At 52.6% G+C, this 25,246-nt stretch carries 18 protein-coding genes and 1 pseudogene; 5 read left to right on the top strand and 14 right to left on the bottom strand.

What is annotated here, in order from left to right; all coding sequences use genetic code 11:
* Positions 1 to 51: 51 nt before the first annotated feature.
* Positions 52 to 4,713 carry a glutamate synthase large subunit gene (gltB, locus tag VB712_RS03395; protein WP_323252135.1) on the bottom strand — a complete coding sequence of 1,554 codons (4,662 nt, stop codon included), beginning with the start codon at positions 4,711 to 4,713 and terminating at the stop codon, positions 52 to 54.
* A 192-nt stretch (positions 4,714 to 4,905) separates the two neighbouring features.
* Here gltB and VB712_RS03390 point away from each other — a divergent pair, with 192 nt between their 5' ends.
* Positions 4,906 to 6,039, top strand: a complete 1,134-nt coding sequence (locus tag VB712_RS03390; protein ID WP_323252285.1) for a phosphodiester glycosidase family protein — start codon at positions 4,906 to 4,908, stop codon at positions 6,037 to 6,039.
* A 90-nt stretch (positions 6,040 to 6,129) separates the two neighbouring features.
* Here the strand turns inward: VB712_RS03390 and VB712_RS03385 are convergent, their stop codons facing one another.
* From VB712_RS03385 to VB712_RS03370, 4 genes are all read right to left on the bottom strand, one after another.
* Positions 6,130 to 6,540 carry a type II toxin-antitoxin system VapC family toxin gene (locus VB712_RS03385; protein WP_323252134.1) on the bottom strand — a complete coding sequence of 137 codons (411 nt, stop codon included), beginning with the start codon at positions 6,538 to 6,540 and terminating at the stop codon, positions 6,130 to 6,132.
* Positions 6,537 to 6,746, bottom strand: coding sequence for a transcriptional regulator (locus VB712_RS03380; protein WP_323252133.1), 210 nt, complete (start codon positions 6,744 to 6,746; stop codon positions 6,537 to 6,539). Before VB712_RS03380 ends, VB712_RS03385 begins: the two co-directional genes overlap by 4 nt.
* A 271-nt stretch (positions 6,747 to 7,017) precedes the next feature.
* Positions 7,018 to 8,124: a hemolysin family protein gene (locus VB712_RS03375; RefSeq protein WP_416236238.1), complete on the bottom strand. Its 1,107-nt coding sequence runs from the start codon at positions 8,122 to 8,124 to the stop codon at positions 7,018 to 7,020.
* A gap of 119 nt (positions 8,125 to 8,243) precedes the next feature.
* On the bottom strand, positions 8,244 to 8,381 hold the full coding sequence (locus VB712_RS03370; protein ID WP_323252130.1) for a hypothetical protein: 138 nt from the start codon (positions 8,379 to 8,381) through the stop codon (positions 8,244 to 8,246).
* Positions 8,382 to 8,476: 95 nt separating this feature from the next.
* On the opposite strand from VB712_RS03370, the gene VB712_RS03365 reads away from it, so the two are divergent.
* Entirely contained in the window at positions 8,477 to 9,391 is a 915-nt protein-coding gene (locus tag VB712_RS03365) for an SGNH/GDSL hydrolase family protein (protein WP_323252128.1), read from the top strand.
* Here the strand turns inward: VB712_RS03365 and VB712_RS03360 are convergent.
* The 4 genes from VB712_RS03360 to cbiD form a co-directional block, all read right to left on the bottom strand.
* Complete coding sequence (locus tag VB712_RS03360) at positions 9,373 to 11,424, bottom strand: cation:proton antiporter (RefSeq protein ID WP_416236237.1); 2,052 nt, start codon at positions 11,422 to 11,424, stop codon at positions 9,373 to 9,375. The two genes, VB712_RS03365 and VB712_RS03360, sit on opposite strands and share 19 nt — an antisense overlap.
* A 174-nt stretch (positions 11,425 to 11,598) precedes the next feature.
* The gene (locus VB712_RS03355) at positions 11,599 to 12,909 is read right to left on the bottom strand and encodes a nucleoside recognition domain-containing protein (RefSeq protein ID WP_323252124.1); all 1,311 of its coding nucleotides are present in this window, start codon (positions 12,907 to 12,909) and stop codon (positions 11,599 to 11,601) included.
* Between the two features lie 308 nt (positions 12,910 to 13,217).
* Positions 13,218 to 14,840 carry a glutamine-hydrolyzing GMP synthase gene (gene guaA, locus VB712_RS03350; protein ID WP_323252122.1) on the bottom strand — a complete coding sequence of 541 codons (1,623 nt, stop codon included), beginning with the start codon at positions 14,838 to 14,840 and terminating at the stop codon, positions 13,218 to 13,220.
* Between the two features lie 141 nt (positions 14,841 to 14,981).
* A complete protein-coding gene (cbiD, locus tag VB712_RS03345; RefSeq protein WP_323252120.1) occupies positions 14,982 to 16,076 on the bottom strand; it encodes a cobalt-precorrin-5B (C(1))-methyltransferase CbiD in 1,095 nt (364 codons plus the stop codon).
* A 96-nt stretch (positions 16,077 to 16,172) separates the two neighbouring features.
* Between cbiD and ylqF the strand changes: the two genes are divergently transcribed.
* Positions 16,173 to 17,030 (top strand): ribosome biogenesis GTPase YlqF, encoded by an 858-nt coding sequence (gene ylqF / locus VB712_RS03340; RefSeq protein ID WP_323252118.1) that lies wholly within the window; start codon positions 16,173 to 16,175, stop codon positions 17,028 to 17,030.
* A 188-nt stretch (positions 17,031 to 17,218) separates the two neighbouring features.
* Here ylqF and VB712_RS03335 read toward each other — a convergent pair whose 3' ends face one another.
* The 3 genes from VB712_RS03335 to VB712_RS03325 all read right to left on the bottom strand — a co-directional run bounded on the left by VB712_RS03335 (position 17,219) and on the right by VB712_RS03325 (position 19,305).
* On the bottom strand, positions 17,219 to 17,434 hold the full coding sequence (locus VB712_RS03335; protein WP_416236236.1) for a hypothetical protein: 216 nt from the start codon (positions 17,432 to 17,434) through the stop codon (positions 17,219 to 17,221).
* Positions 17,435 to 17,436: 2 nt separating this feature from the next.
* The gene (locus VB712_RS03330) at positions 17,437 to 17,724 is read right to left on the bottom strand and encodes a type II toxin-antitoxin system HigB family toxin (protein ID WP_323252114.1); all 288 of its coding nucleotides are present in this window, start codon (positions 17,722 to 17,724) and stop codon (positions 17,437 to 17,439) included.
* A gap of 204 nt (positions 17,725 to 17,928) precedes the next feature.
* On the bottom strand, positions 17,929 to 19,305 hold the full coding sequence (locus tag VB712_RS03325; RefSeq protein ID WP_323252112.1) for an aldehyde dehydrogenase: 1,377 nt from the start codon (positions 19,303 to 19,305) through the stop codon (positions 17,929 to 17,931).
* 474 nt (positions 19,306 to 19,779) lie between these two features.
* Here VB712_RS03325 and VB712_RS03320 point away from each other — a divergent pair, with 474 nt between their 5' ends.
* Positions 19,780 to 23,394 (top strand): EAL domain-containing protein, encoded by a 3,615-nt coding sequence (locus VB712_RS03320; RefSeq protein ID WP_323252110.1) that lies wholly within the window; start codon positions 19,780 to 19,782, stop codon positions 23,392 to 23,394.
* A gap of 241 nt (positions 23,395 to 23,635) precedes the next feature.
* Positions 23,636 to 24,013, top strand: a complete 378-nt coding sequence (locus tag VB712_RS03315; RefSeq protein WP_323252108.1) for a response regulator — start codon at positions 23,636 to 23,638, stop codon at positions 24,011 to 24,013.
* Positions 24,014 to 24,351: 338 nt separating this feature from the next.
* Here the strand turns inward: VB712_RS03315 and VB712_RS03310 are convergent, their stop codons facing one another.
* Positions 24,352 to 24,954, bottom strand: a complete 603-nt coding sequence (locus VB712_RS03310; protein ID WP_323252106.1) for a hypothetical protein — start codon at positions 24,952 to 24,954, stop codon at positions 24,352 to 24,354.
* 189 nt (positions 24,955 to 25,143) lie between these two features.
* Positions 25,144 to 25,246 (bottom strand): annotated as a pseudogene (locus VB712_RS03305) (IS5/IS1182 family transposase); the annotation flags it as partial.

Below are 25,246 nucleotides of genomic sequence, written 5' to 3'. Positions count from 1 at the left end.
GGAATCCTGCCAATTCCTGATTCCTCGTTCCCCGTTCCCGATTCCCCCATCCTAAACCGCCACCGCCACCGGCTCACAGACTTCCGGCGTATCCGCCTCCGAAGGGGGAACTGCTTGCCAGAATTGGGGCAGATAGGTGGCCCAGTCGGCGAGGATTGCCTTGGCTTTGGGGCTGCCGGTGCGATCGCCGTGGGCGGTAATCATCCCTTTCAGTTGCGCTTCCCCAGCAGCGGTTTGTACCCGTTGGATTTTGATAATTTCCGGATTGACCCGCGCCGGGAAATTCCCCGCCTCATCCAAGAAATAGGCTAAACCGCCGGTCATCCCTGCCCCCACATTGCGCCCCACAGAACCGAGAACGACAATCACGCCCCCGGTCATGTATTCGCAACAGTGATCCCCGGCTCCTTCAATCACCGCCTCACCTTTGGAATTGCGCACCGCGAACCGTTCCCCGGCCCGACCGTTGGCGTAGACTGTGCCGCCGGTAGCCCCATAAAGGCAGGTATTACCGATTAAGGCATTGGTGGCGGCTTCGTAGCTGGCCTCTGGGGGCGGTGTGATGATGATTTCACCGCCATTCATACCTTTGCCCACATAATCGTTGGCTTCCCCTTGCAGGTGAAGGATCATCCCCGGCAGGTTAAAGGCCCCGAAACTTTGCCCCGCTGACCCGCTGAAGTTAAGGTGGATTTCCCCCTTAAACCCATCGTTGCCGTAGCGTTGGGCCAGGTGGCCAGCAATGCGAGCGCCGACGGTGCGATCGGTGTTGAGGATTTTCAGGGTTTTGGTGATGTTGCCATGGTGGGCGATCGCCTCCAAAATTTCCCCATCCGCCAACAATTGATCCTCCAAAACCGGGCCATTGCCGTGGGTTTCGCCATGGTTGAGCCAATCCCGGCCCTCGTTAACAGGGGGTAACGTTAAGCAGGCGGTGGTGAGGCTCTGGGTTTTTGCCACTACCACATCGGCCCGCTCCACCAACAAATCCGACCGGCCAATCACCTCTTCCAATCGGGCATAACCCAACCGGGCTAAGAGTTGGCGCACCTCTTCCGCGATGAAGTAGAAGAAGTTAACCACATGATCCGGCGTACCGGGGAACCGTTGCCGCAGCCGCTCCTGTTGCGTGGCTACCCCTACGGGGCAATTGTTCGTATGGCAGACCCGCGCCATGATGCAACCTTCCGCAATCATCGCTACGGAGCCAAAGCCGTATTCCTCCGCCCCCATTAAGGCCGCAACGAGGACATCAAAGCCGGTTTTGATCCCCCCATCAGCCCGCAACAGGACGCGATCGCGCAACTGGTTTTCCATTAAACTGCGATGCACTTCCGTTAAGCCCAATTCCCAAGGAACCCCGGCGTGTTTAATCGAACTCAAGGGGGAGGCTCCCGTCCCGCCATCATGGCCGGAAATTTGGATCACATCGGCATTGGCCTTGGCCACACCAGCGGCGATCGTGCCGATGCCAATTTCCGCCACCAATTTCACCGAAACTTTAGCCGTGGGGTGAATTTGGTGGAGGTCAAAAATGAGTTGGGCCAGGTCTTCAATGGAATAGATATCGTGGTGGGGCGGGGGAGAAATGAGCGGTACACCAGCTTTGGAGCGGCGCAACATCGCAATATATTCGCTCACCTTTTTACCGGGCAATTGTCCCCCTTCACCGGGTTTTGCCCCTTGGGCCACCTTAATTTCCAACTGTTGGCCACTCATTAAATATTCCGGCGTGACCCCGAAACGGCCCGAGGCAATTTGCTTAATGGCGGAGGTGGCGCGATCGCCCTTTTTCAACCCTTTTAAATGGGCAAACGTGACGGAATGGCCCGTCTCATCCACATCGTTAATTGTCGTAAACCGCAAGGGATCTTCTCCCCCTTCCCCACAGTTGGATTTCCCCCCGATGCGGTTCATCGCCACCGCCAGGGTTTCGTGAGCTTCCCGCGACAGGGAACCGAGGGACATGGCCCCGGTACAGAACCGTTGGACAATTTCCTCAATGGATTCCACTTGGTCGAGGGGAATGGAGGGGCGATCGCTCTCAAAATCCAGCAAATCCCGCAACGCTGTCACCGGCCGCCCCTTCAACTGCTCCATATAGGTGCGGTAATGATCATACCGTTCCGCAATCAAAGCACTGGCCCCCGTGCCATTGTGGGCCAAGGTTTCAAACCCCCGCACCGCTTGATGTAATGCCTTCGTCATTTCCGGGGAATTCATGTGATATTCCCCACCGGGTTTAAAGTTGACCAACCCATAGTTTTCTAACTTCTTCCCTGGGGGTGCGGGGAAAGCGAGACCATGGAACGTCAGAGCCTCACGGCCTAAATCCGCCACGGTCATCCCCCCTAAACGGGAAGTTGTGCCGGTAAAGGCCAGATCAATCACCTCAGTTCCTAAACCAATGGCCTCGAAAATTTGCGCCCCATGGTAGGAGGCCAACAGGGAGATCCCCATTTTGGAGAGAATTTTGAGAATCCCTGCCTCTACCGCTTGGCGGTAGTGGGTTTGAGCTTGGTCAAGGCTCACCGTTTCAATTTTGCCCCGCTCCATCAGGTTTTGAGTTTTCTCTTCCTGCCACCAGACCCGGATCGTTTCCAGGGCCAAATAGGGGCAAACCGCCGAAGCCCCAAAGCCGATTAAACAGGCGAAATGGTGGGTGCTCCAGCATTGGGCCGTATCAACGATCAGGGAGGCTTTAAGCCGTAGCCCCGCTTTAATCAGATGTTGATGGACGGCTCCCACGGCTAAGAGGGGGGGAATGTAGGCGGTTTCGCCGTTGAGGGCAGGATGGGAGCGATCCGCGTTAGCGTACCTATCGCTCAAAATTAAGATCTCACTACCGGCTTGGACAGCGGCCAAGGCTTGGCGGCACAGTTCAGCAATGGCCGGCTGCAATCCCTCCGGCCCCGCTCCACTGGGGAACAGCGTTGCCAGTTCCGTCACATTCAACCCAGCGGCGCGGATCTGATTTAATTCCGCCTCATTGAGTACCGGGCTATTAATCGTGAGCACCACGTTATCCTTCGGCGTGGTTTCGAGAAGGTTGCCCCGTTCCCCTAAGAACATACTCAAAGACATCACCAAACTTTCCCGCAGGGGATCAATGGGGGGGTTGGTGACTTGGGCGAATCGCTGTTTAAAGTAGTCGTAAAGGAGGCGGGGTTTTGCCGAAAGCACCGCGAGCGGGACATCATCCCCCATGCAAAACGTCGGCTCTTTCCCCTGTAACGCCATGGGAACGATGACCATTTCCACATCTTCAGCGGTGTAGCCGAAGGCGGTTTGCTGTTGGAGTAAGCCGATCGCATCGAGATTTGCAGCGGTTGCAAAAGCTTGGGGAGGGATGGGGGTGCGGTGCTTTTCCATCCATTGACCATAGGGATGGGCTTGGGCAATGCGTTGCTTAATTTCCCAGTTGTGGAGAATTTCGTGGGTTTCGAGATCCACCGCCATCATTTGACCGGGGCCGAGGCGGCCTTTTTCTACGATGTCCTCTGGGGGAAAGTCCACCACGCCGGCCTCGGATGCGACGATGATATAGCCGGTGTTGGTGATGCTGTAGCGGGCGGGACGGAGGCCGTTGCGATCCAATGTGGCCCCAACGGTTTTACCATCACTAAACACTAAAAGAGCCGGGCCATCCCAGGGTTCTTGGATGCTGCTGTAGTAGTCGTAAAAGTCGGTAATTTCGGGGTAGTTTTCTAGTTCTGGCTGGTTGCGGTAGGCTTCCGGCACGAGGATCATCGCTGATTCAAAGGGGGTGCGGCCGGTGCGCACGAGCAATTCCATGACGCTATCGAGGTTGGAGGAATCGCTATTGGCGGCGTTAACCACGGGGGTTAATCCTGCAAGGTCATCGTGTTTCCACCCGGCGGATTCGAGGCTGCTTTCCCGCGCCGTCATCCAGTTGATATTCCCTAGCAGGGTGTTGATTTCGCCGTTGTGGCCGAGAATGCGCATCGGTTGGGCGAGGAGCCACTTGGGCATCGTGTTGGTGCTGAAGCGGCGATGGTAGACGGCGAATTTACTTTTATACAGGGGGTTGACGAGATCGAGATAGAACCGCCCCAGCACTTCGGAGCGCACCATGCCTTTATAAACGAGGGTGCGGCAAGACCAAGAACAGGCGTAAAAGTCATCAGCTAACCGTTTCCCGACGCGACTGCGGGCGACATAGAGGCGGCGATCGAGGGCATCCCCGGTTAGGTCGGGGGAGGTGATTAAAACTTGCTCAATGCGGGGGAGGTTGGCGCGGGCTTGGATGCCTAAGACATCGGGGTTGGTGGGGACGACTCGCCAACCGAGAACGGTGAGGCCTTCGGAGCGGGCGATGGTTTCCACCAGTTGCCGCCGCTCTTGGGCGATCGCCTCATCCACCGGCAGGAAGAACATCCCCACGCCTAATGCTTCTGGCTCCGGTAGGGTGAGGCCCTGCTCATTAAACCAGGGTTGGAAAAGTTCACGGGGAATGCCGGTCATGATTCCCGCGCCATCGCCAGAATCGTAGTCGGCACTACAGCCGCCGCGATGCTCTAGACAACCGAGGGCCATTAATGCCTGTTCGATCAGATGGTGTTCGGCGGCGTTTCTGCTGTTGGCAATGAATCCCACACCGCAGGCATCCCGCTCTTGGACGAGCCAAGGTTGACCGGGATAGGGATGGTGGGGGTCAGCGGTGGGATGGGACAGTTGCGGGGTTGGCTCCATGATCTGATCCATAGTAGGAATTATTGGCGAAAATGATAGAGATTGCTTTAATAGCGAACGTAGGAAGTGTGAACTGCTACTGCTGTAAATCTTCGATTATTATAGGAAATCTGTGCATTGGGCAAGAGAGCGCGACGGATCAAACTTGAGCTACGACGGTGGATCTCTCACGGTAGCATTTCGTTTTTGGTAATGGGGTTGTTCGGGGCGATCGCGGCGGAATTAGCCCCCCGCCCAGCGATGGCAGAATCTGCCCTTGCTCCCTTTCAACTGGCTCAGGTGGATCATGAAACCTTTGAGCCGGAGGATACCCGCTGGCAACCGGGGATCCGCTGGCAAAAACGCTATGTCGTGTTAGGGAGCGATCGCTTTCCCGTTTTTTCTTTGGAGTTTGCCGCCAATAACCGGGGGGTGGCATTGCGGCCAATCTGGAGTGACCCCTACCGGATGGAGGGAACGAGTCCCTTAGTGGAGATGGGGCAGCGGTGGCAGGCCTTTGCGGCGATTAATGCGGGGTTTTTTAACCGCAATAACCGCTTACCCTTGGGGGCATTGCGGCGGGATGGCCGTTGGTTTTCGGGGCCAATTCTCAACCGGGGGGCGATCGCCTGGAATGATGAGGGCCGGTTTAAAATTGGCCGGCTTAGTTTACAAGAAACAATCACAACAGCTACCAATCAACGGTTGTTTATTTCCCACCTCAACAGCGGCTATGTCCAAGCGGGCATGGCCCGCTATACCCCCGATTGGGGCGTATCCTACCGTCCCCTCACCAATAACGAAATTATTATTTATGTGGAAGGGGGTCAAGTCCAGGAGCATTATGCTGGGGGCAATGCGGGGGAAGTAGAATTTCCCATTCCCGACAATGGCTATCTGTTGGTGATTCGGGCCGGGAGTGTTTCCCGCGAACAATTACCCTTAGGGATGCGGCTGACGCTTGCCACCACCACCACCCCCGGAGATTTTGCCAGTTATCCCCACATTATCGGGGCTGGCCCCCTATTGCTCGATGGTGGCCGCGTGGTGCTCAATGCGGAGGCGGAAAAATTCAGTGCCGCCTTTGCCCAACAGGCCGCTTCCCGGACGCTAATCGGCACGACGGCTAACGGTAATGTGATCCTCGCCGTGGTGCATAATCGCGTTGACGGCCGCGGCCCCTCATTGCCAGAACTGGCGGGTTTAGCCCAACGGTTGGGGATGACCCACGCCCTCAACTTGGATGGGGGGAGTTCTTCTTCCTTTTACCTGGGGGGGCAATTGGTGGATCGACCGCCAGCAGGGGCAGCGCGGGTACATAATGCGATCGGGGTGTATTTGCCCTAGGGTTGTGCTGATCTCAACCCCGAAACCGGGTTTCTTGCACCAACCCCTTACCCAGCATCGCCCTCCTGAAACCCGGTTTCTTTTCCCTCACTAGCCACTCGACTTAGGACTGATAAGGACAAGTTCAGGGAAATAGGTTTGGTAACGGGTAGCATCACGAGTGAGCAGATTGTACCCACACACAACCCCATGAGCACCAATATAGAAATCCGGTAAAGGCGATCTTTTCACCCCGCCCCTACGACGATAGGCTAAAAAAGCCTGACCCGCTAAAAATGCCGCCTCATAAGGTAATCCATCCCTCTGAAAAAAGCGAAATACTGCTTCCACCTCCGTCACATCCTTAAACCCAATCGAAACTTCCGCATAAATAATTGGGTTGATATGCAATGTTCCGCTCTCAGCACAATCAGCCAATTGTGCGGCTGACCAGTCAAACCAATGGAGATCTTCAGTCAATACATCCAGAATTACATTACTATCTATGAGGAAATCCGTCATTCCTCACCCCGCGTTAAGCTCAAAATCTCATCGGTACTCAGATCCCTCGTCGCCTTCCCCCGCAAACTAGCAATTAAATTTGCTCCTTGAGGCAAATTATTTTGATACCGCCAAGCCAAAAAATCTAAAAATATTTTCGCCTCATCTAAAGCAGGCTGGGGCAGATTACGCAAAATTGCTAAAATTTCAGTTTCCGTAGTGAGCATCGTAAATTTTTCAAAATACTACCCCCAATTTTACCCCATTCCCCAAATCGAGAAACCGGGTTGCGTTTATCCTCTCGTTTACCGCCCAACCCCTCCCAAAAACCCGGTTTCTAACCTCAAACCTGAAACCGGGTTTCTTGCACCAACCCCTTACCCAGCATCGCTCTCCTGAAACCCGGTTTCTTTCCACTAGCTAAGAAACCGGGTTGCGTCTATCTCCTTGTTTGCCCCCCAACCCCTCCCAAAAACCCGGTTTCTAACCCTTAAACCCCTATTGAAGGAGGGGCAACCGTTGACGCGGGAAATCACTTTCGTCGTAAATTTCCCCCACCAATTCCTCCAAAATATCCTCCAATGTAATTAACCCCACCGTTCCCCCATACTCATCCACGACAATCACCAAATGCCATCGCTGTTTGAGCATTTCCTTCAGCAAACTCGCCACCCGTTGCGTTTCCGGCACATAGACCGGCGGATCCATCACAGCAGTGAGGTTGAGATCATGAGGCTCTGCCGGGGCTGGTTCAGTGGATTGTAATTGTTGTAAAGCCCGTTTTAAATGGACAATACCGACAATTTGATCCTTAGAATCCGCTTGGACAGGGATACGAGAATAGCCAGTTTTCAAGCAAAGATCAACTAATTCCTGTAAACTTGCACAATGGGCAATGGTTTGCATTTCAATGCGGGGCTTCACCACATCCTTCGCCATCATTTGATCCAACATGAGCGTTTTATTGATCAGATCATGGCGGTAAAAATCCAGCTTCCCCTTGCCACTGAGCACCTCCATCATCAGTTGCAAGTCGGTAAGACTTTCACCCTCAATGACTTTGGTGGATTTGCCCTGGAACGAACGGATCAGGACGTGGGTAATCGATTCAAACAGATAAATTAATCCGAAGGCACCAAAAAACCGGGAGAGCCAATAAACCGGCCGCACTGCGAAACGAAACACTGTTAGGGAATTTAAGATCGCGAGAGATTTCGGCGTGATTTCCCCAAAAATTAACACCAATACCGTTACAACCCCCGTTGCCAACCCTAACCCCGCATTTCCTAACCAGATTACAAAGAGGTTACTGCTCAGGACAGCAGAAGAAATATTAACGATGTTATTCCCTAACAGCAGGGTGGTGATGAAACGGGGCCGTTTGTTAATGACGAGGCGAAAGAGTCCGTCAGGATCGCCCTGGCGTTTGATTAACCCTCGGAGCTTGAGGTCATCAAGGGCGGTAATCGCCGTTTCTGACCCAGAGAAAAAGGCTGAAAGCATTAACATCAAGATCACGACAGTAAGATCGAGCCAAACTGAACCCAGGAGAGGGGCAGCTTCGGCAACGGCTAAGGTGTTAATGGGAGATAACAAGGGGAATATGGGGGGAATGGGGATAGAGGGGCGGCAGCGGGATAGACGTAGGACGCACCGGCTGGCTACAAAGATTGGGGACAGACCCCAAGCTCACCCGCTTGGGGTAAGCTTGGGCTTTTTGAATGTTAGACGGCGTAGGCCACACGCAGGGCCCACAGGATTAAGATAGCAATGCTACCCAAAACAAGGGCAGCGGATGTATAGACCACAAGGGGCTGATCCGCACCTTTGAATTTCATAATGCCGCGATTTAGGTCAGACATAGTAGTGTTTCCTCGGTTGCAGGCTGCAAAGTCGCCATTGTCAAAGCAATGGCAAATCATTTTCTCATCTTAATCATCGGGAGGGACAACCGCCTATGCCAATTTTCTGGATTTTGCTGACAATGGCGATCGCCCTCACCCTCCTCGAAGGGATCCTCCGCTGGCGCTTTGGCCTCGGCCGTCCCCTGCTCTACATCGCTGATCCTGAAATTGGCTATCTCCCCGCCCCCCACCAACGCACCCGCCGCGATGGTCAGCGAATTGTGATTAATGGCTACGGGATGCGGGGGCCGGAGATTACCCCAGAGCCAAGGGGAGGGCGGTTGCTCCTTTTGGGGGATTCCGTGGCCAATGGGGGCTGGTGGACGGATCAGGGGCGGATTATTTCGGCGCGGTTGGGGCAACAGTTAGGTTTAGAAGTGTTGAATGCTTCGGCGAATTCCTGGGGGCCGCGCAATCAGTGGGCCTATGTGGCGCGGTTTGGCCTGTTTGGGGCGCAGGGGGTGATCGTCCTGCTCAATACCGATGATTTATTTGCCACTGCTCCCTCTGGGTTACGGGTGGGGCGCGATCGCAATTATCCCGATCGCCTCCCTTGGTGCGCAATCCATGAGGTTTATCAACGCTATGGCCGCAAGGGGCCACCGTTGCCAGAATTAGTTGCCCTGGATCAGGAGGGGGGCGATCGCATCGGCAAAAATCTCACCGCCCTAGGGCAAATCCACACCCTCACCCAAACCCAAGGGGCGCAATTGTATTTAGCGATGACTCCCCTCCAACGGGAGGTCAAACCCGGAAAACCCCGCGATTATGAACGGGTGGCCCGCGATCGCCTCACCACCTTCGCCCAAACCCATAACATCCCCTACCTCGATTTTCTCCCGGTCTTCAATGCCGACCCCGATCCCCATCGCCTCTACCACGACCACATCCACCTCAACGACCTCGGCAATGGGGTTGTCACCGATGGCCTAGCGGATTTGTGGCGGGGTCAGACGGCGGCGGGATAGTGAATGATCAGGATCGAGAGATGGGGGGCGCTGCGGGCGATCGCCTCCGAATCATTGCCCAATACCGATAAACCCGGCAAATTGACATCAGACTCGACGATTAACACCAACAGATCATCCTGACCAATGAGTTCAACCATGCGCGGCACAAAATTGCCCCGCTCCTGCCGGAGCGTGATGTTATTGAAATTGGGGGGAATGGCGATCGCCGTTGGACTGTGGGGGCTGGGGGTGACTTGCACCACCTCTAAGCGGGCTTTTAACTCCGTGGCAAGGGTGTGGGCAATGCGGAGGCCGGCGGTGAAATGGGGGGGCGTTTGGCCTTGATCGGCGAGGGCGAGGAGAATCCGCTGGGTGGTTTTGAGGGGGTTCGTAAACCGGGTCACTAATACAGGGACAGGCGATCGCCGCAGCACATTATCAATCACACTGCCGAAAAAGTTATCCCGATAGTTGGAATACCCTTTCCACCCACAAATAATTAAACTTGCGCCGTTCTCCTGGGTGGCCCGCACAATCGCCTTATCAATGGAATCATCCACCCGCCCAATGGTTTTCACCGCCGTCACCGCTGCATGGGCAATCTGTTCCGCATGGGCTAAAAGCTGCGCTTGGCGGGTCTGATCCGAAGGCGTAATTGGCCCTAAATGATCGAGCAAAACATGGAAAGGCAAGAGCGTTCCTTGACTTTGTTTCGCCAATAAAATCCCCAAATTCAACAAATTATCCTCAGTATTGGGATTGGCCACCGGCACTAAAATGCGATATTTCGCCGGTTGATTGCGGGGTAATTCGGGCTGAACCGTGGGGCTTGCCGTGGCGGATCCCCCGGCTTTCACCTGTCGCCCCCAACGATCTGTCACCCAGGGGGAGAGTAAACAGGTGACGAGGATCATGGCGATCGTGCCGTTGACCGTCCGTTGATCCACCAGTTGGATATCGTAGGCGACGGTGATCGCGGCGAGGGTGGAGGCGGCTTGGGCCACCGAAAGGCCGAACATCGTCAAGGTTTGGGGGGCGGGATATTTAAAAATCACGCCGGTCAGCCAAGCGGGGAGCCATTTGGCGGCGATCGCCACCCCAATCATCACCCCCGCCACCAGCAGCGATTGCGCTTCCTGAAATAAAATCCCAGGATTGACGAGCATCCCCACGGAAATCAAAAAGAAGGGGATAAATAGCGTGTTGGCAATGAATTGGAGCCGGTTCATCAGGGGACTGAGTTGGGGGATCAGTTCGGTAATTGCAATTCCCGCTAAAAATGCGCCAATAATCGGCTCCACATCGATCAATCCCGCCACATAGGACACAACAAACAACGTCGCCACCACAAACAAAAATTCTGCCCCCTCATCATGGCCAAACCGCCGAAAAAACCACCGTCCCAACCGGGGTACACCCCAAAGGGTGGCTACGGTGTAGGCAGTCAGGGAGGGAATCAAAACCAGCCAAAACCCAAGGCTGAGATCCCCCTGGTGGGCCTGCACGACGATGGCCAACACCAAGAGGGCAAAGACGTTGGTGATTAACGTACCGCCGAGGGTGGTGGTGACAATGGGCGATCGCATAATCCCCAACTTGCTCACCACCGGCAGGGAAAGCAGCGTATGGGAAGCAAAACAGGAGGCCACTAAAATCGAAGCCAACCAGCTATACCCCAACAGCAAAAACGCCACCGTCCCCATCACCATCGGGATCACAAAGGTGGCCAGGCCAAAGGTCACAGCCTGCTTACCATTGTGTTTAAGGTCGTTCAAACTGGTTTCCAACCCCGCTAGGAACATCAGAAACAACAGGCCCACGGTTCCCAACAGGATAATCGTATTATCCCGCTGCAACACGCCTAAACCATTGGGGCCCACTAACACCCCCGCGAGAATCAGCCCAACAATTCCCGGTAAACGAAACCGCTCAAACATGAGGGGGGCCACCAACATGATCGCCATGATGATCAAAAAGACCCCAACGGGATCAGTGATCGGGCCGCCAAAAATTGCCAATAGGGGAGGGGCAATTGGTGTCCATGCACCCATTGCGAGGCATACCTCAAGGGTGGTTAATGTATCCATCCAACACGCTCCTGGGGTGGGGGAATTAATGATTTAGGGTTAAACCCGCATCGATGCCCATGGGGATCAAAATTGTCCAATTAACCCATGAGTTTTATCAAAAATCAAGATCATCGGCTACCCCGAAACGCCAAACCGCTAAAACGTGAGGCGACAGATCACCAACGAGGCGATAATTCCCGTCAGATCCGCCGCTAACGCCGCCGGTAACGTGTGGCGGGTGCGGAGAATGCCGATGCTGCCGAAATAGACTGCCATTACATAAAACGTCGTTTCTGTGGATCCCTGCATCGTGCTGACCAGATAGGATAAAAAGCCATCGGGATCATTGTTGACAATTTCTGACATTACCCCAAAAGCGCCGCCGCCGGAGAGGGGGCGAATGAAGGCCATGGGCAGGGCTTCGGCGGGCATCCCGACCCATTCGGTAATCGGCGCGAGCACCTGCGTTAATCCATCTAATAAACCACTGGCCCGCACCATGCCAATGGCGACAAAAATCGCCACCAAAAAGGGAATAATCCGCACCGCAATATCAAAGCCTTCTTTGGCCCCCTCGGTGACGGCTTCATAAACTTTTACGCCCCGCCAATAGCCTAAAAGCAGCAAGGTACAGATCACGATGGGGAGGAGCCAGTTGGAAATCCCGGCCATTAAATCCGTGGCGGCGAGGGCCGGTGTGCCTTGTACCGTGAGGCGGTAGGCGATCGCTCCCAAAAACAACACCGTTAGCCCCCCAAAAATAATCTTGCCCCACAATCCAGGGGGATCGAGTTCTACCATTGGCGGTTCTGGGGGGGATTCTTCTAAGGGGTGATCCGGTTCGAGGGTTTCAACATCAACCGGGGCCGGTTGCGTATCGGGGCGGGCTAGGAGTTTAGCGGCGGCGATCGCCACCGTTGTGGAGGCGATTGTTGCCAAAATTGAAGGCAAAATAATTGATCCCGGTTCAGCCGCCCCCGCCGCCGCCCGCACCGTCATCGCACTAATGGGCAAAATCGTCACGGAAGAAGTATTAATCGCCAAAAATAAGCACATCGCATTGGTCGCCGTCCCCGGTGCGGTGTTGAGCTTATTTAACTCCGTCATCGCCTTCAAACCAATGGGCGTAGCGGCATTGCCCAACCCCAACGCATTAGCCGCCATATTCATAATCATTGCAGACATGGCGGGATGCTCCGGCGGCACATCGGGGAACAGCCGCAACATCACCGGCCGGATCAGCCGCGCCACCACCGCCATCAATCCCGCTGCTTCCACAACGCGAATAATCCCCAACCACAGGGCTAACGCCCCAATCAAGCCAATGGCCAACGTCACCGCATTAGCCGCCGACTCAAACACCGCTTCGGTGAGTTCCGGCATCGTTCCCCGCGCCGCCGCCACCACTGTCGAGGCGATGATCATGAAGAGCCAAATGCCATTGAGGGGAGAATCTTGTTTTTTCACAACTTCAATAATTCTGAGATTTTAGAGCAATGGTAGGGTAAGCCCTCACCCCCAGCCCCTCTCCCAAACTGTGGGAGAGGGGAGTCGGAAGTTTCACGAATCAAATAGGATTGCTATGGGAGAGCCGCTGAATGCAACCCCGCAGGGGCAAAAAATTTTAAATTTCGCCCCCACGCCCAATTTTGTAACCGGATTTCCGATCATCCAGAAATACCGATTGTTCAGAAATAATCTAATTCCCGCTCAAAGTCCCTCTCCCAAACTTGGGAGAGGGATTTAGGGTGAGGGCAGGGGGATAAGCAGAAAATTTATTCCCACTCGATAGTTCCGGGGGGTTTCGAGGTGATATCATACACCACCCGATTCACCCCCTCCACCTCATTGACAATGCGGTTAGAAATAATTTCCAACAATTCATAGGGAACCCGCGACCAATCCGCCGTCATCCCGTCCTCACTGGAAACAAACCGCAACACAATCGGATGGGCATAGGTGCGTTGATCCCCCATTACCCCCACACTGCGGAGCGGTAAAAGTACGGCAAAAGCCTGCCAATAGTCGTGATAAACCCCCTGCTTGCTGATTTCATCCCGGACAATAAAATCCGCATCCCGCAAAATATTCAGCCGCTCGGCGGTAACTTCGCCAATAATGCGAATCGCTAAACCGGGGCCGGGGAAGGGATGGCGACGGACAATTTCCTCCGGTAAACCAATGGCTCGCCCCACGTTGCGCACTTCATCTTTAAAGAGTTTCCGCAGGGGTTCAACTAATTTAAACCGCAGTTGATCCGGCAAGCCGCCGACATTGTGATGGCTTTTGATTTTCACTGCCACCCGTTCGCCGGTTTTGGGATCGACATTGGTATCCGCCGATTCAATCACATCGGGGTAAAGCGTGCCTTGGGCAAGGTAATCAAAGGGGCCATGTTTTTGGGATTCCTCTTCAAAGACATGGATAAATTCATGGCCAATGCGGCGGCGTTTTTCTTCGGGGTCGGTGATGCCTTCGAGTTGTTTGAGGAAGCGATCGCGGGCATGGACATAGACCACATCAATATGAAACTGCTCTTTAAAAATCTTGACGAGCCGCTCCGGTTCCCCTTTGCGCATGAAGCCTTGATCAATGAACATACAGGTGAGTTGATCCCCGATTGCCTCATGGAGGAGGAAGGCTAGGGTGGAGGAATCGACACCCCCCGAAAGGGCGAGTAAAACCCGTTTATCTCCCACTTGGTTGCGCACTTCTCGGATCGCTTCTTCCACAAAGGTGGCCGTTGTCCAAGTGGGTTGGCAATCGCAAATGTGGTAGACAAAGTTGCGAATCAGGGCGATGCCATCGACGGAATGGACAACTTCGGGGTGGAACTGTACGCCGTAGAGGTGGCGGCTGTGGTGGGCGATCGCCGCACAGGGGGTGTTATCGGTGTGGGCTAATACTTCAAAGCCATGGGGCAAGGCTGTGCAGGAATCGCCGTGGCTCATCCACATCGTTGAGCCGGGTTCGACATTGGTGAGCAGATCGGTGGGGTCATCGATCATCAGCGCCGCTTTGCCATATTCCGCCTGTTTGGCCCGCTCCACTTGCCCCCCCAACTGTTGCACCATCAGTTGCATCCCATAGCACACGCCTAAAATGGGAATCTCTAAATCCCAAAGGGCGGGATCACATTGGGGGGCATGGCCGTCGTAAACGGAGTTGGGGCCGCCAGAGAGGATAATCCCCTTGGGGTTGAGCTTGCGCAGTTCCTCGGCAGTGGTACGGTAGGGTAACACCTCGGAATAAACTTGAGTTTCCCGGATGCGCCGGGCAATCAGTTCTGAATACTGGGAGCCGAAATCTAGAATTGCAATCATCTGACGATGAATCGGGGGTTGCTCTACGTCAGTTTGCGGATCGACAAGGAGGGATGGAGATGATTGGGTTGCCATTAGAATTTAGCGTGAGTGTTAATGAAGAAAAAGCATAGTTTAGGGATTGTCCATCGTCAAAAAACGAAATTTTAAATAGGAATGAAATGGCGGGATTAACTCACAACATTTCCACAATTAATATTATTTATTAATATAATATTAGCATAATTCCCGGAGAATCTCTGCCCCCGTTGTACTTTGGCTGAAGGGGAGGCGATCGCCATCAAACAGCACCGAGCCAATCCGGGGGGCCTTATACCCTTGCTTCTCCACATAGGCGCGGCTCCGCTCATCAATCCCCGCCACCACCAAGTCATACACAGCGGCAACCACCGCCGCCCCCTCCTGGCGCAATCGTTGGAGGGCGGCCTCCGTTGTGGCACTATTCACCACATCCTGTAACAGTGGCCCCGCTAACCCCGCCCGCACGCCGTAGGCCGTGAGAATTTCCAGCCGCCCATCGGCCAAATGGTGATGGGTGTGGAAAATGCCCCCAGCCAGTTTAATCAGCTTGCCGTGGTAGCCAAAGAGCAAAAGGGATTCCACCCCCAAGGCCGCCGCCGCGACGAGCATCGGCCCCAACCAATTGGCGGTTTTCACCAGTTGAGCGGGATTGATCCCCATCGTTCGCGCCAAATCTAAACCGTTTTCCCCTAGGCAAAACACGAGGGTTTTAAATTGGGCTACTTGTTGGGCCAAGGTTTCTTGATATTCCGCCAGTTGGGCCGGTGCGCTCAGGGGTTGGCTAATCCCCGTTGTGCCTAACAGGGATAACCCTTCAATCACACCAAAGGCAGCGTTAGCGGTGCGTTTGGCTAACTCTCGGCCAGCGGGGAGGATAATCTCCACGGTGATCTGTTGGTTGGGTTGCAGGTGTTTGAGGAGGTTATGGGTGATCACCTCGCGGGCGTAGCGATAGATGGCGGGATGTTGATCCGCTTGTTTGCCGATGCCTTCCCCCCCTACAAGGGTGATCGGTTCGGGGGCATCGGGGCTGAAGCGAACAATCGCCCAAACGGGGGTATGGCGAGTGAGATCGAGGTTATCGCCGGGATCGCTGCGGGTGATGGCGAGGACTGTTCCATTGCCCAACGGGGCCATTTGTTCGATGGGAATTTCCACGGATTCAGCGGGTTGAATTAAATCGAGGGTAATGCTGTGGCAACTTTCCCCCGTTTGCAATCCCCGCAATGCCGCCACCGCCGCCGCCGCCGCAAAGACGGGCAAAGTATAACCAGATCGAGCCGTTTCCATCACACCTTTAGCGTTTTTGCTATTTTCCCACCTTTCCCGCTTGTGGGGATAATAGAAAGGAATTCCGCTTTTTTAGGCGATCGCCCCCTCCCTCCTATGCGCAACAGTCCCCCCGCTATTCAATGGTATCCCGGTCACATCGCCAAGGCAGAGCGCCAACTCAAGGAGCAACTCAAGCACGTTGATGTGGTGTTTGAAGTCCTCGATGCCCGCATTCCCCTCGCTTCCCAGCATCCTGATGTTCCCCAATGGATTGGGGAAAAACCGCGTTTATTGTTATTAAATCGGGTGGATATGATCCCGCCGGAATTAAAACAGGCCTGGGAAAATTGGTTTCAAAATCAGGGGGAAACGGTGTATTGGACGAGTGCGAAGGCGGGAATCGGGGTTCGGCCGGTGATTAAGGCGGCTCAGGAGGTGGGGGTGGCGGTGAATGCGAAACGCCACAGCCGGGGGATGCGATCGCGCCCCGTGCGGGCGGTGGTGATGGGGTTTCCCAATGTGGGGAAGTCGGCGTTAATTAATCGGATGGTGAATCGCAAGGTGGCGAAAAGTGCGCGGAAAGCGGGGGTAACGCGGCAATTGCAATGGGTGCGCCTTTCGGATGAGATTCAACTTTTGGATGCGCCGGGGGTGATCCCCTGGAAGTTGGAGAGTCAGGAGGATGCGGTGAAGTTGGCGATCTGTGAGGATATTGGGGAGGCGGCCTACGATAACGAAAAGGTAGCGGAGCGGTTGATTGATCTGTTGCAGGCGTTGGATTTGGCGGGGGTTTTAGGCGATCGCTATCATCTGCCCCTGGAAGTTGAGGAGAATGGCGAGGGCTATTTACATCGTTTAGCGGATCAGCGTTACCAAAGCGATACGCAACGGGTGGCGGTGATGCTCCTCAACGATTTCCGCCGGGGCGATCTCGGCCCCATCCCCCTCGAACTCCCCGATCGCTTTATCTAGGCTGGGGAGGGCGAAAGGTTTAATTTTTGCACCTCCGGCAGGCTTACGCCAACGCCCCTACGCCCTCGTGACTGGGTAGAATCCAGTCATGGCATTTGGGAGGCTCCGCCTCCCGGTAGCGGCAGAGCCACCGGGAGCCTTTGCCCAAGCAGAGCCAGGACACGAGGTTAACCTGTAGAAAGTGAGTTTCAAGGTTCTGGAACGTTTTCATTTTCGTACTGTTCAATCAAAAGGCCAATAATGCCCATCAATGAAGTGAGAAGATGCTGTTCATTCTCTCCCACTTCATCAATGAGTTGATCAAGCAAATTGACTAAGTTCTGATAGTCTTCTTCGCTAGAAGGAACCTCTAATGTTTCAGCGAAAGGCTGCCACAATTTTTCTGTTTCAAGAATACTTATCATTGTCATGTTTTCCATTTACCTCGATCATATTCAGAATGAGTAAGCACGTATCTAATATACACTCTCTTTCGATTGTAGTGAATGGCGGCTATTAATCTCACTTTATTCCCACCAATATTAAAAACTGTCAAGTTATTTACCCGATCAGCATCGGGGAATGTACTGCGCACATCATCAAACGACTCAAATTGACTGGCTTTAACAATCTTGTACCAACGGTTTAGTGCAGTACGAGTGTCTGGGTGTTGTTCGATAAATTCATTAATACGTTTGCGGGTAATCATGTGCATGGAGAACAAACTTTCTGAAATAGACGAGATTTACGAGCATAACGCAATAAATTAAGAAATGTGAGGGATCTTCCCAGTTTAAGGTTATAAGAAAAGCTAATGAGACGAGATTGATTGTTCTCGTGACTGGGTTCTACCCAGTCATGGCATTTGGGAGGCTCTGCCCCTCGATAGCGGCAGAGCTAGGGTACAAAATTTTTTCCTTTAGGGTAGCCACTTCAGCCATTTCAACTTGTCGTGATAGGGGGGATAGCGTAGATCCAGATCTAGCCAAAACTTGCGCTTTAAGACACTCTTACGGTGGGAAAAAGTATCAAAGGAAAACTTGCCATGGTATGCCCCCATACCACTTTCCCCCACACCCCCAAAGGGCATCGACGGCGCACCCAACTGCATGATCGTGTCATTGATACAGACCCCGCCGCTACTGGTTTGGCTGAGAACTTGGTTTTGTAAATTTGGGTCGTTGGTGAATAAATAAAGGGCTAAGGGTTTGGGCCGGGCATTGATGGCGGCGATCGCCTCCCCCATCTCCCCATAGGTCAAAATCGGCAAAATCGGCCCAAAAATCTCCGCCTCCATCACCGGATCATCCCAACCCACCCCATCCAGTACCGTGGGGGCAAAGTAACGGGCCTCAATGTCCCCGTCACCGCCAATCACGACCTGAGCCGGATCAACTAAATCCCGCAACCGCTGCCAATGGTGTTCATTAATAATCCGCCCATAATCGGGGCTATCAGCGGGATTTTTCCCGTAAAACTCCCCGATCCAATGGCGCAATTGCCCCAACAGCGGCGCTTTTAACGCTGGGGGAACTAAAACATAATCCGGCGCAATACAGGTCTGCCCCCCATTGATGAACTTACCCCAGGCAATGCGCCGCGCCGTTAACTCCACAGGCGCATCCGGCCCAACAATACAAGGGCTTTTCCCCCCCAACTCCAACGTCACGGGGGTTAAATGGGGAGCCGCCGCTGCCATGATTAACCGGCCAATAGCCGTACTGCCGGTAAAGAAAATATGATCAAAGCGGTTTTTGAGCAGGTCTTGGGTAATCGTTTTATCCCCTTCGACAACGGTGATGTATTCCGGGGGGAAGGTTTTAGCGATTAACTCCGCAATCACCCCCGAGGTGTGGGGGGCCAGTTCCGAGGGCTTGAGAATCGTGCAATTACCAGCGGCGATCGCCCCAATCAACGGCCCCATGGCCAACTGAAAGGGATAATTCCAGGGGCTAATATTCAACACCACCCCCAAAGGTTCTGACCAAATTTCCCCCTGGGCCGGAAATTGGACAACGCTCGTCCGCACCCGTTGGGGAGCCATCCAAGCCTTGAGGTGCTTGAGGGTGTGGTTAATTTCGCTAATGCTATTGGTCGTTTCTGTTAGGACTGCTTCAAAAACAGACTTGCCCAAATCTTGGGCTAAGGCCTGCTGGATCGCCCCTTGCTGCTCTTGGATAGCTGCGCCTAGCGCTTTCAGTTGTGTTTGGCGAAATCCGTAGGCATGGGTTACGCCGCTTTGAAAATAGTTCCGCTGGGCTTGGACAAGGGGGGCGGTGGATTGAGTGACTTGCATGGTAGTTTTGCTCAATCAAGAACATGAAGACTGGTTTTTGCCGGCCGTACACACAATACTTTACAACATACTCAGTAACCACATTCTTTTGCAGAGTAAATCCGATGACTACATTATGGGGATTAATCTTAAAAAAATCTTAAGAAATTCAAGTATTGAACTAAGATGCGCATTTTAAACGCGGTGGACTTTTATTTTGACTTTTGACCGTAACAGGGGATTGGATCTGGCATTTCCAGGGAAAAATAGCCCCATCGTTAAACCGTTATACCTGAATCATATTCAGGTTTTGGTGCAATCAACAGGGGTTCTAGAGTCTTGGGAAAGCTTTACAAAACTAAACACTCCGCAAGTTAACTACAAAAAAGTTTCGGAGTCCTTAACATTTCCCCTAGAATAGAGGCAAAGGGTGCTTGAGAATACACCCAAAACTTGAATGATATGATCCACCCCTGCCCAGTATTTACACCTCCAATGGAATACATCCTTTCAGTGGCAAAAGGCTGGGTGCTGAGTTTAGTCACCAGTATCATTGGGGTGTGGCTTTTTTGCTCAGGAGTAAATTCCCACCATTATCTTGCTTTGTTTTTCCTGATCCCCACCGTTTTATTCTTCATCAAGGGGCTTGAGCAACTTTGGCAAGTGGCGGGGAGTCCAAGCCGGAGCTTCAATGGCCGTGAGGGCGGGGGGTCAGAGGGGAAGGGGGAACCCCAAGGGTTTTTAGACCAAGTGCAAGACCTTTGTGCGGTGATCACCGTCGGGGGGAAATTGAGCTACCTCAATGCTGCTTGGGAACAACAATTTGGCTATCCTCTGGCTCAATTAATGCATCAATCCTGGCAGGCTTTAACCTATCACGGGGATCAAACGCTGATCACCACTGCTTTAGGGCAAATGCAGCGGGGTGAGGCGATCGCCCCCTTTGTCACCCGTCATCTCCATCGTAACGGCTCGATGTTTTGGCTACGGTGGCAACCCTTAGCCAGTAAACGCACTCACACGCTGTCGGTCATTGCTGAGGATGTGACTCCCCATTCCATTTCCTCGGAACGGATTTATCTACAAGCGATTCCGGATCTATTGATGCGTTGTCGGGCGGATGGGATGTTGATGGATTACTATCCCACCGTTGGGCCCTTAACCAACCTACTGCCGGAGAATGCTATTGGCAAAAGCCTTGGGGATTTGATGCCAATCGATTTGGCGGAGCAACTCCTCGGGGCGATCGCCACCGCCCTCACCAGCCAACAGACCCAAACCCTCATCTACCAACTGCCCTATGGGGGCCGTCTTCAGGACTACGAAGCGCGGATCACGGCCTATAGCGGTTCGGAGGTGTTAGCGATTATTCGTGATATCACGAGCCAACAGGCCCATTTGCGCGATCGCGCCCAAACCCAAAGCCAACTCCACCAACGGCTCCGTCAACAGGCGATCGTCGCCAAACTGGGGCAAAAAGCCCTCGCCAACCAAAACCTCGATCTGCTGATGCAGCAGGCCATCCGCTTAGTGTCCCGCACCTTAGATGTTAAGTTTGGCTATGTTTTAGAACTGCTCCCCAATGGTCAAGCCTTTTTGCTCCGTTCCGGTACGGGTTGGGAGCGCAGTTTAGTAGGTCATGCGGTGCTCAGTGCCGGGCGACAGTCCCACGCGGGCTATACCCTCGCCATGAATCAGCCGGTGATTGTCACCAACCTGGCCACGGAAACCCGCTTTGGCGGAACCCCCCTGCTCCATAACCACAACATTGTGGCGGGGGTGAATGTCTTGATTGCGGGGAAAAACGAGGCGGCTCCCTTTGGGGTTTTGGGCGTGCATACCCAAAGCCGTCGCTCGTTTACTGAGCATGATATTCACTTTTTACAAGCCGTTGCCCATGTCTTAGCCACGGCCATTGCTCGTCAGCAGGCTGATGAACAGTTAAGGTTGCTGGAAAGGGCGATCGCCGCCAGCCATAACGGTGTTGTCCTCACCGATGCGACCCAACCCGATAACCCAGTGATCTACGTTAACCCCGCCTTTGAAGCGATGACGGGGTACAAAGGGGAGGAAGTCATCGGCCGCAATTGTCGCATTCTCCAGGGGCCAGAGACGCAACCGGAAGCCCTCGCTTCAGTCCGCTCCGCCCTTGAGGAGGTGCGGGAATGCCATGTCACACTGCGGAACTATCGCAAAGACCGCACACCCTTTTGGAATCAACTGTTTATTGCGCCGGTCTTTAATGATCAAGGACACCTCACCCATTTTGTCGGCATCCAGAACGACATCACCCAACGCTATCAAACGGAATTGGCGCTCCAAAGTAGTGAGGCTCAATACCGTCGGATTGTCGAAACAGCAGCAGAGGGGATTTGGATGCTCGATGAGCAAGACCGCACCAGCTTTGTCAATGCCCAAATGGCGGAAATGCTCGGTTATACCCCAGAGGAAATGCGGGGTAAATCCCTCTTTGATTTTATTGATCCCGTGACGCGGCCCCTCGTGGCGGAAAAACTGGCGAAGCGGCGGCGAGGGGAAGAAGATCGCCATGATTTTCGTTTCCGGCGACGGAATGGCCAAACCCTATGGGCTTTAATTTCCACCAGTCCCTTATTTAATGAGGCGGGAGAGTATTTGGGGGCGTTGGGGATGTTGACGGATATCACCGATCGCAAACAGGCTGAGGCACAATTAGAACATTTTGCCTTCTACGATGCCCTCACGGATCTGCCGAATCGTGCTTACTTCTTCGATCGCCTTCAGGAATCGATCAACAGCTACCACAGTAATGCCACCAACCCCTTTGCGGTGCTGTTCCTCGATCTTGATAGTTTTAAGATGGTCAATGATGGTTTGGGCCATACGGTGGGGGATCATCTGCTGATGGCCATTGCCCGACGTTTGCGCGGTTGTTTAACCCCGGATCAGCTTTTAGCCCGCTTGGGAGGGGATGAATTCACGGTACTCATTCCCCATGTGCGGCAGGAAGAGGAGGCGATCGCCATCGCCCAGCGGATCCATGAAGCCTTCCTCCAACCCTTCACCATCGACCAGCACACGATTTTTTCCAACGTCAGTATTGGCATCGCCTGCGCCCATCCCAACTACCACCACCCCGAAGAACTACTCCGGGATGCCGATACCGCCATGTACCAAGCCAAGGCCGGGGGGAAAGGGCATTATGCCGTCTTTAACTACGCCATGCACAGTTCCGCCGTGGAGCGGCTGCAATTGGAAACCAATCTCCGCTGGGCCATTGAGCAAGACCAATTCCAACTTTACTATCAACCGATTATTCACCTCGCCAGCGGCAAACTGGCTGGCTTTGAAGCCCTGATCCGGTGGTATCACCCCGAACAAGGTTGGATTTCCCCCAGCCAATTTATTCCCGTGGCCGAAGAAACCCGCTTAATCCTCGATATCGGGGCCTGGGTGATTGCCCAAGCCTGCCATCAACTGCAAACCTGGCAACAGCAATGGGGTTCCGATCTTGAGATCACGATGAATATTAATCTCTCCGCTAGGCAGTTTGCCCAGCCGGAATTGCTCACCCAAATCGATACGATGTTGCAACGCACCCACATCAATCCCCACTGTCTCAAGTTTGAAATTACCGAGAGTGCGATTATGGGCCAAGCTCAATTGGCCCAAGAAACGCTGCAAGCCATGAAGTCCCGAGGGATGCAACTGAGTATTGATGATTTTGGCACGGGTTATTCTTCCCTCAGCTATCTCCACAATTTCCCGGTGGATACGCTCAAAATTGACCGCTCTTTCCTGCAATCGGTTGACACCCAAGGGGGAGAGGCGGAGATTATTAAAACGATTATTGCTTTGGCCCATAACTTGGGGATGGATGTGGTGGCGGAGGGCGTAGAAACCACAACCCAGATTAACTACCTGAGGACTTTGGGCTGTGAATTGGGTCAGGGCTACTTTTTCGCCCATCCCCTGACGGCCACGGCAGCGACGGTGTTGTTACAGAATAGCCGTTTACCCGCTACTTGGTCGCCTTGGGAAACCTGCCCCATCACGCCTTACGCATTTTCGCGATCAAACTCCCCCATTAGTCCGATGCCGAACGCTGGGAACTCTCTTAAAATGGAATAGGGTGTAAGCTGCGATCGCACTGTTCAATCAGCATTGAGCGGCGTGGAACCCAATTTTTAAAGCATCTGCACCGCATCTACCGCCAGGATCATCCGGAGAGCGAGGGGTTTTCAGTCTAACGCTGATCCGCTTAGGCATGACCCTCTTTCGGGTTATGGGCAGATTGGGGATGAATCATCCCTGATTTTGGGGTTAGGGATCAGGATTTTGTAGATAGCTCTTCGTTTGGCAAGGTATTCTGATGGCTCACATCATGGTGGTGGAAGATAGTCGTACCCAGCGACATTTAATTGCCCATTGGCTGAAGGCTCAGTCTTTTACCGTTACGGCGGTGGGCAATGGTCTGGATGCCCTCAAAAAAGTGCGTCAGGAACTCCCGGACATCATTATTCTCGATGTGGTGATGCCCCATCTCAATGGCTATGAGGTTTGCCGGTTTTTAAAGACCAATCGCCGCACCCAAGGTATTTATGTGATTCTCTGCTCTACCCAGGATACCCTCAGCGATCGCACCCAGGGTCTGGAGCAGGGGGCTGATGCCTATTTATGCAAGCCGTTTAAGCCGCAAGTTTTGCTCCACACGATCCAGAATCTACTGGCGACGGGGACATCGATTTGATCGGGTCAATTCCGGCTTGACTCAGGGCATCATCTGGAATCTGCTTGATCCGATCCTGTAACGCTGTCGGTGATGTTGGGGCGAAAAATTTTTGTGCCTCCAGCAGGCTTACGCCAACGCCCCTACGCAGATCAACACTACAACCAGATTTTGTATCCTGTGTTGATGTTTCTAATTTAAGGTGGTGCGTCAGCCGTTAAGCTGCTCTTTTGCCTCATCAATAAATCGATATGATGCAATAAAATTCTTATCCATTGCCAACAATTCAAAATTTTGTTGTCAATAGGTTTCAATTTTTCTTCTGTATTTGTGATATTGTTTTTATGCTGTTTGTTAGATTAAAATTCATCATGTAAATTAAAAGATTTATTACTAACAACATCCTCAAACAATGAAAGTATCTCTATCCTATAGCCTACAAATCCAATGAATTCATTTTCTACTTCAATGAATCGAGCATCCGTACTGTCTTCGTGAAAACCTAAGATGTTTTCCCTTTCTAAAATATAGAAAATATTTTTGCAACGTTCAGTGTCATTTACTTTGAGGTAAAAAGGCTCTTCACTACCTCTTTTGATAGCTTCAGTTAAATTTATTTTTTCAAAATCACAAGAATAAGTTGTTACATTTTCAACTTTTTTTGACGGAAGAGAGACTAGAACCCTAATATCAGTAAGCTCAATTTTTAATCTCTCAAATAATAAATTAATCTCTGCTATTTCAGAACTCCCTAATTTTTTCAAATATTTTCCATCATCCACTGATAGAAACTCGTTAACAAAATCTTCTCCTAACTTTTGATAAAGTTTGATTTTTTTCTTCGTCATTTCTCCTGAAATTTTTAGATCCAAATTCTTACCATTACTTGCTTGGACTTTAATGTGAAATAGCGCGTCGTTACCAGCAGATAATTTATTTCTTTTCTCTTGAATGTTGAGCACAAGATTTATTACTTGAACAACTGCTATTACTCCACTAAAAACTACCTGAAGTGTTGGACGTAGCTGTTCTATATCAATACCATCTTGAACAAAACTATATACTCTATGTTTTGCCTGAATTTCATTGTCTTGAAAAATTTTTTCGCTGAGAGTTTTTAATTCTTCTAGAAGGTATCTGTAAAGAAAAGATTAAACAGCAAGACGTTTGAGCATTAAAGATGTCATGGCTTGATAAACAAAACACTCACTCATTTGGGGAAGACGCTCATAGTCTTTACTTAAACGGCGATAC

The sequence above is a fragment of the Spirulina sp. CCNP1310 genome, from assembly GCF_034932185.1.
Classification (GTDB): Bacteria; Cyanobacteriota; Cyanobacteriia; order Cyanobacteriales; family Spirulinaceae; genus Spirulina.
The sequence above is the reverse complement of the archived record's forward strand: the minus strand, read 5'-3'. Positions and strand labels throughout refer to the sequence as shown.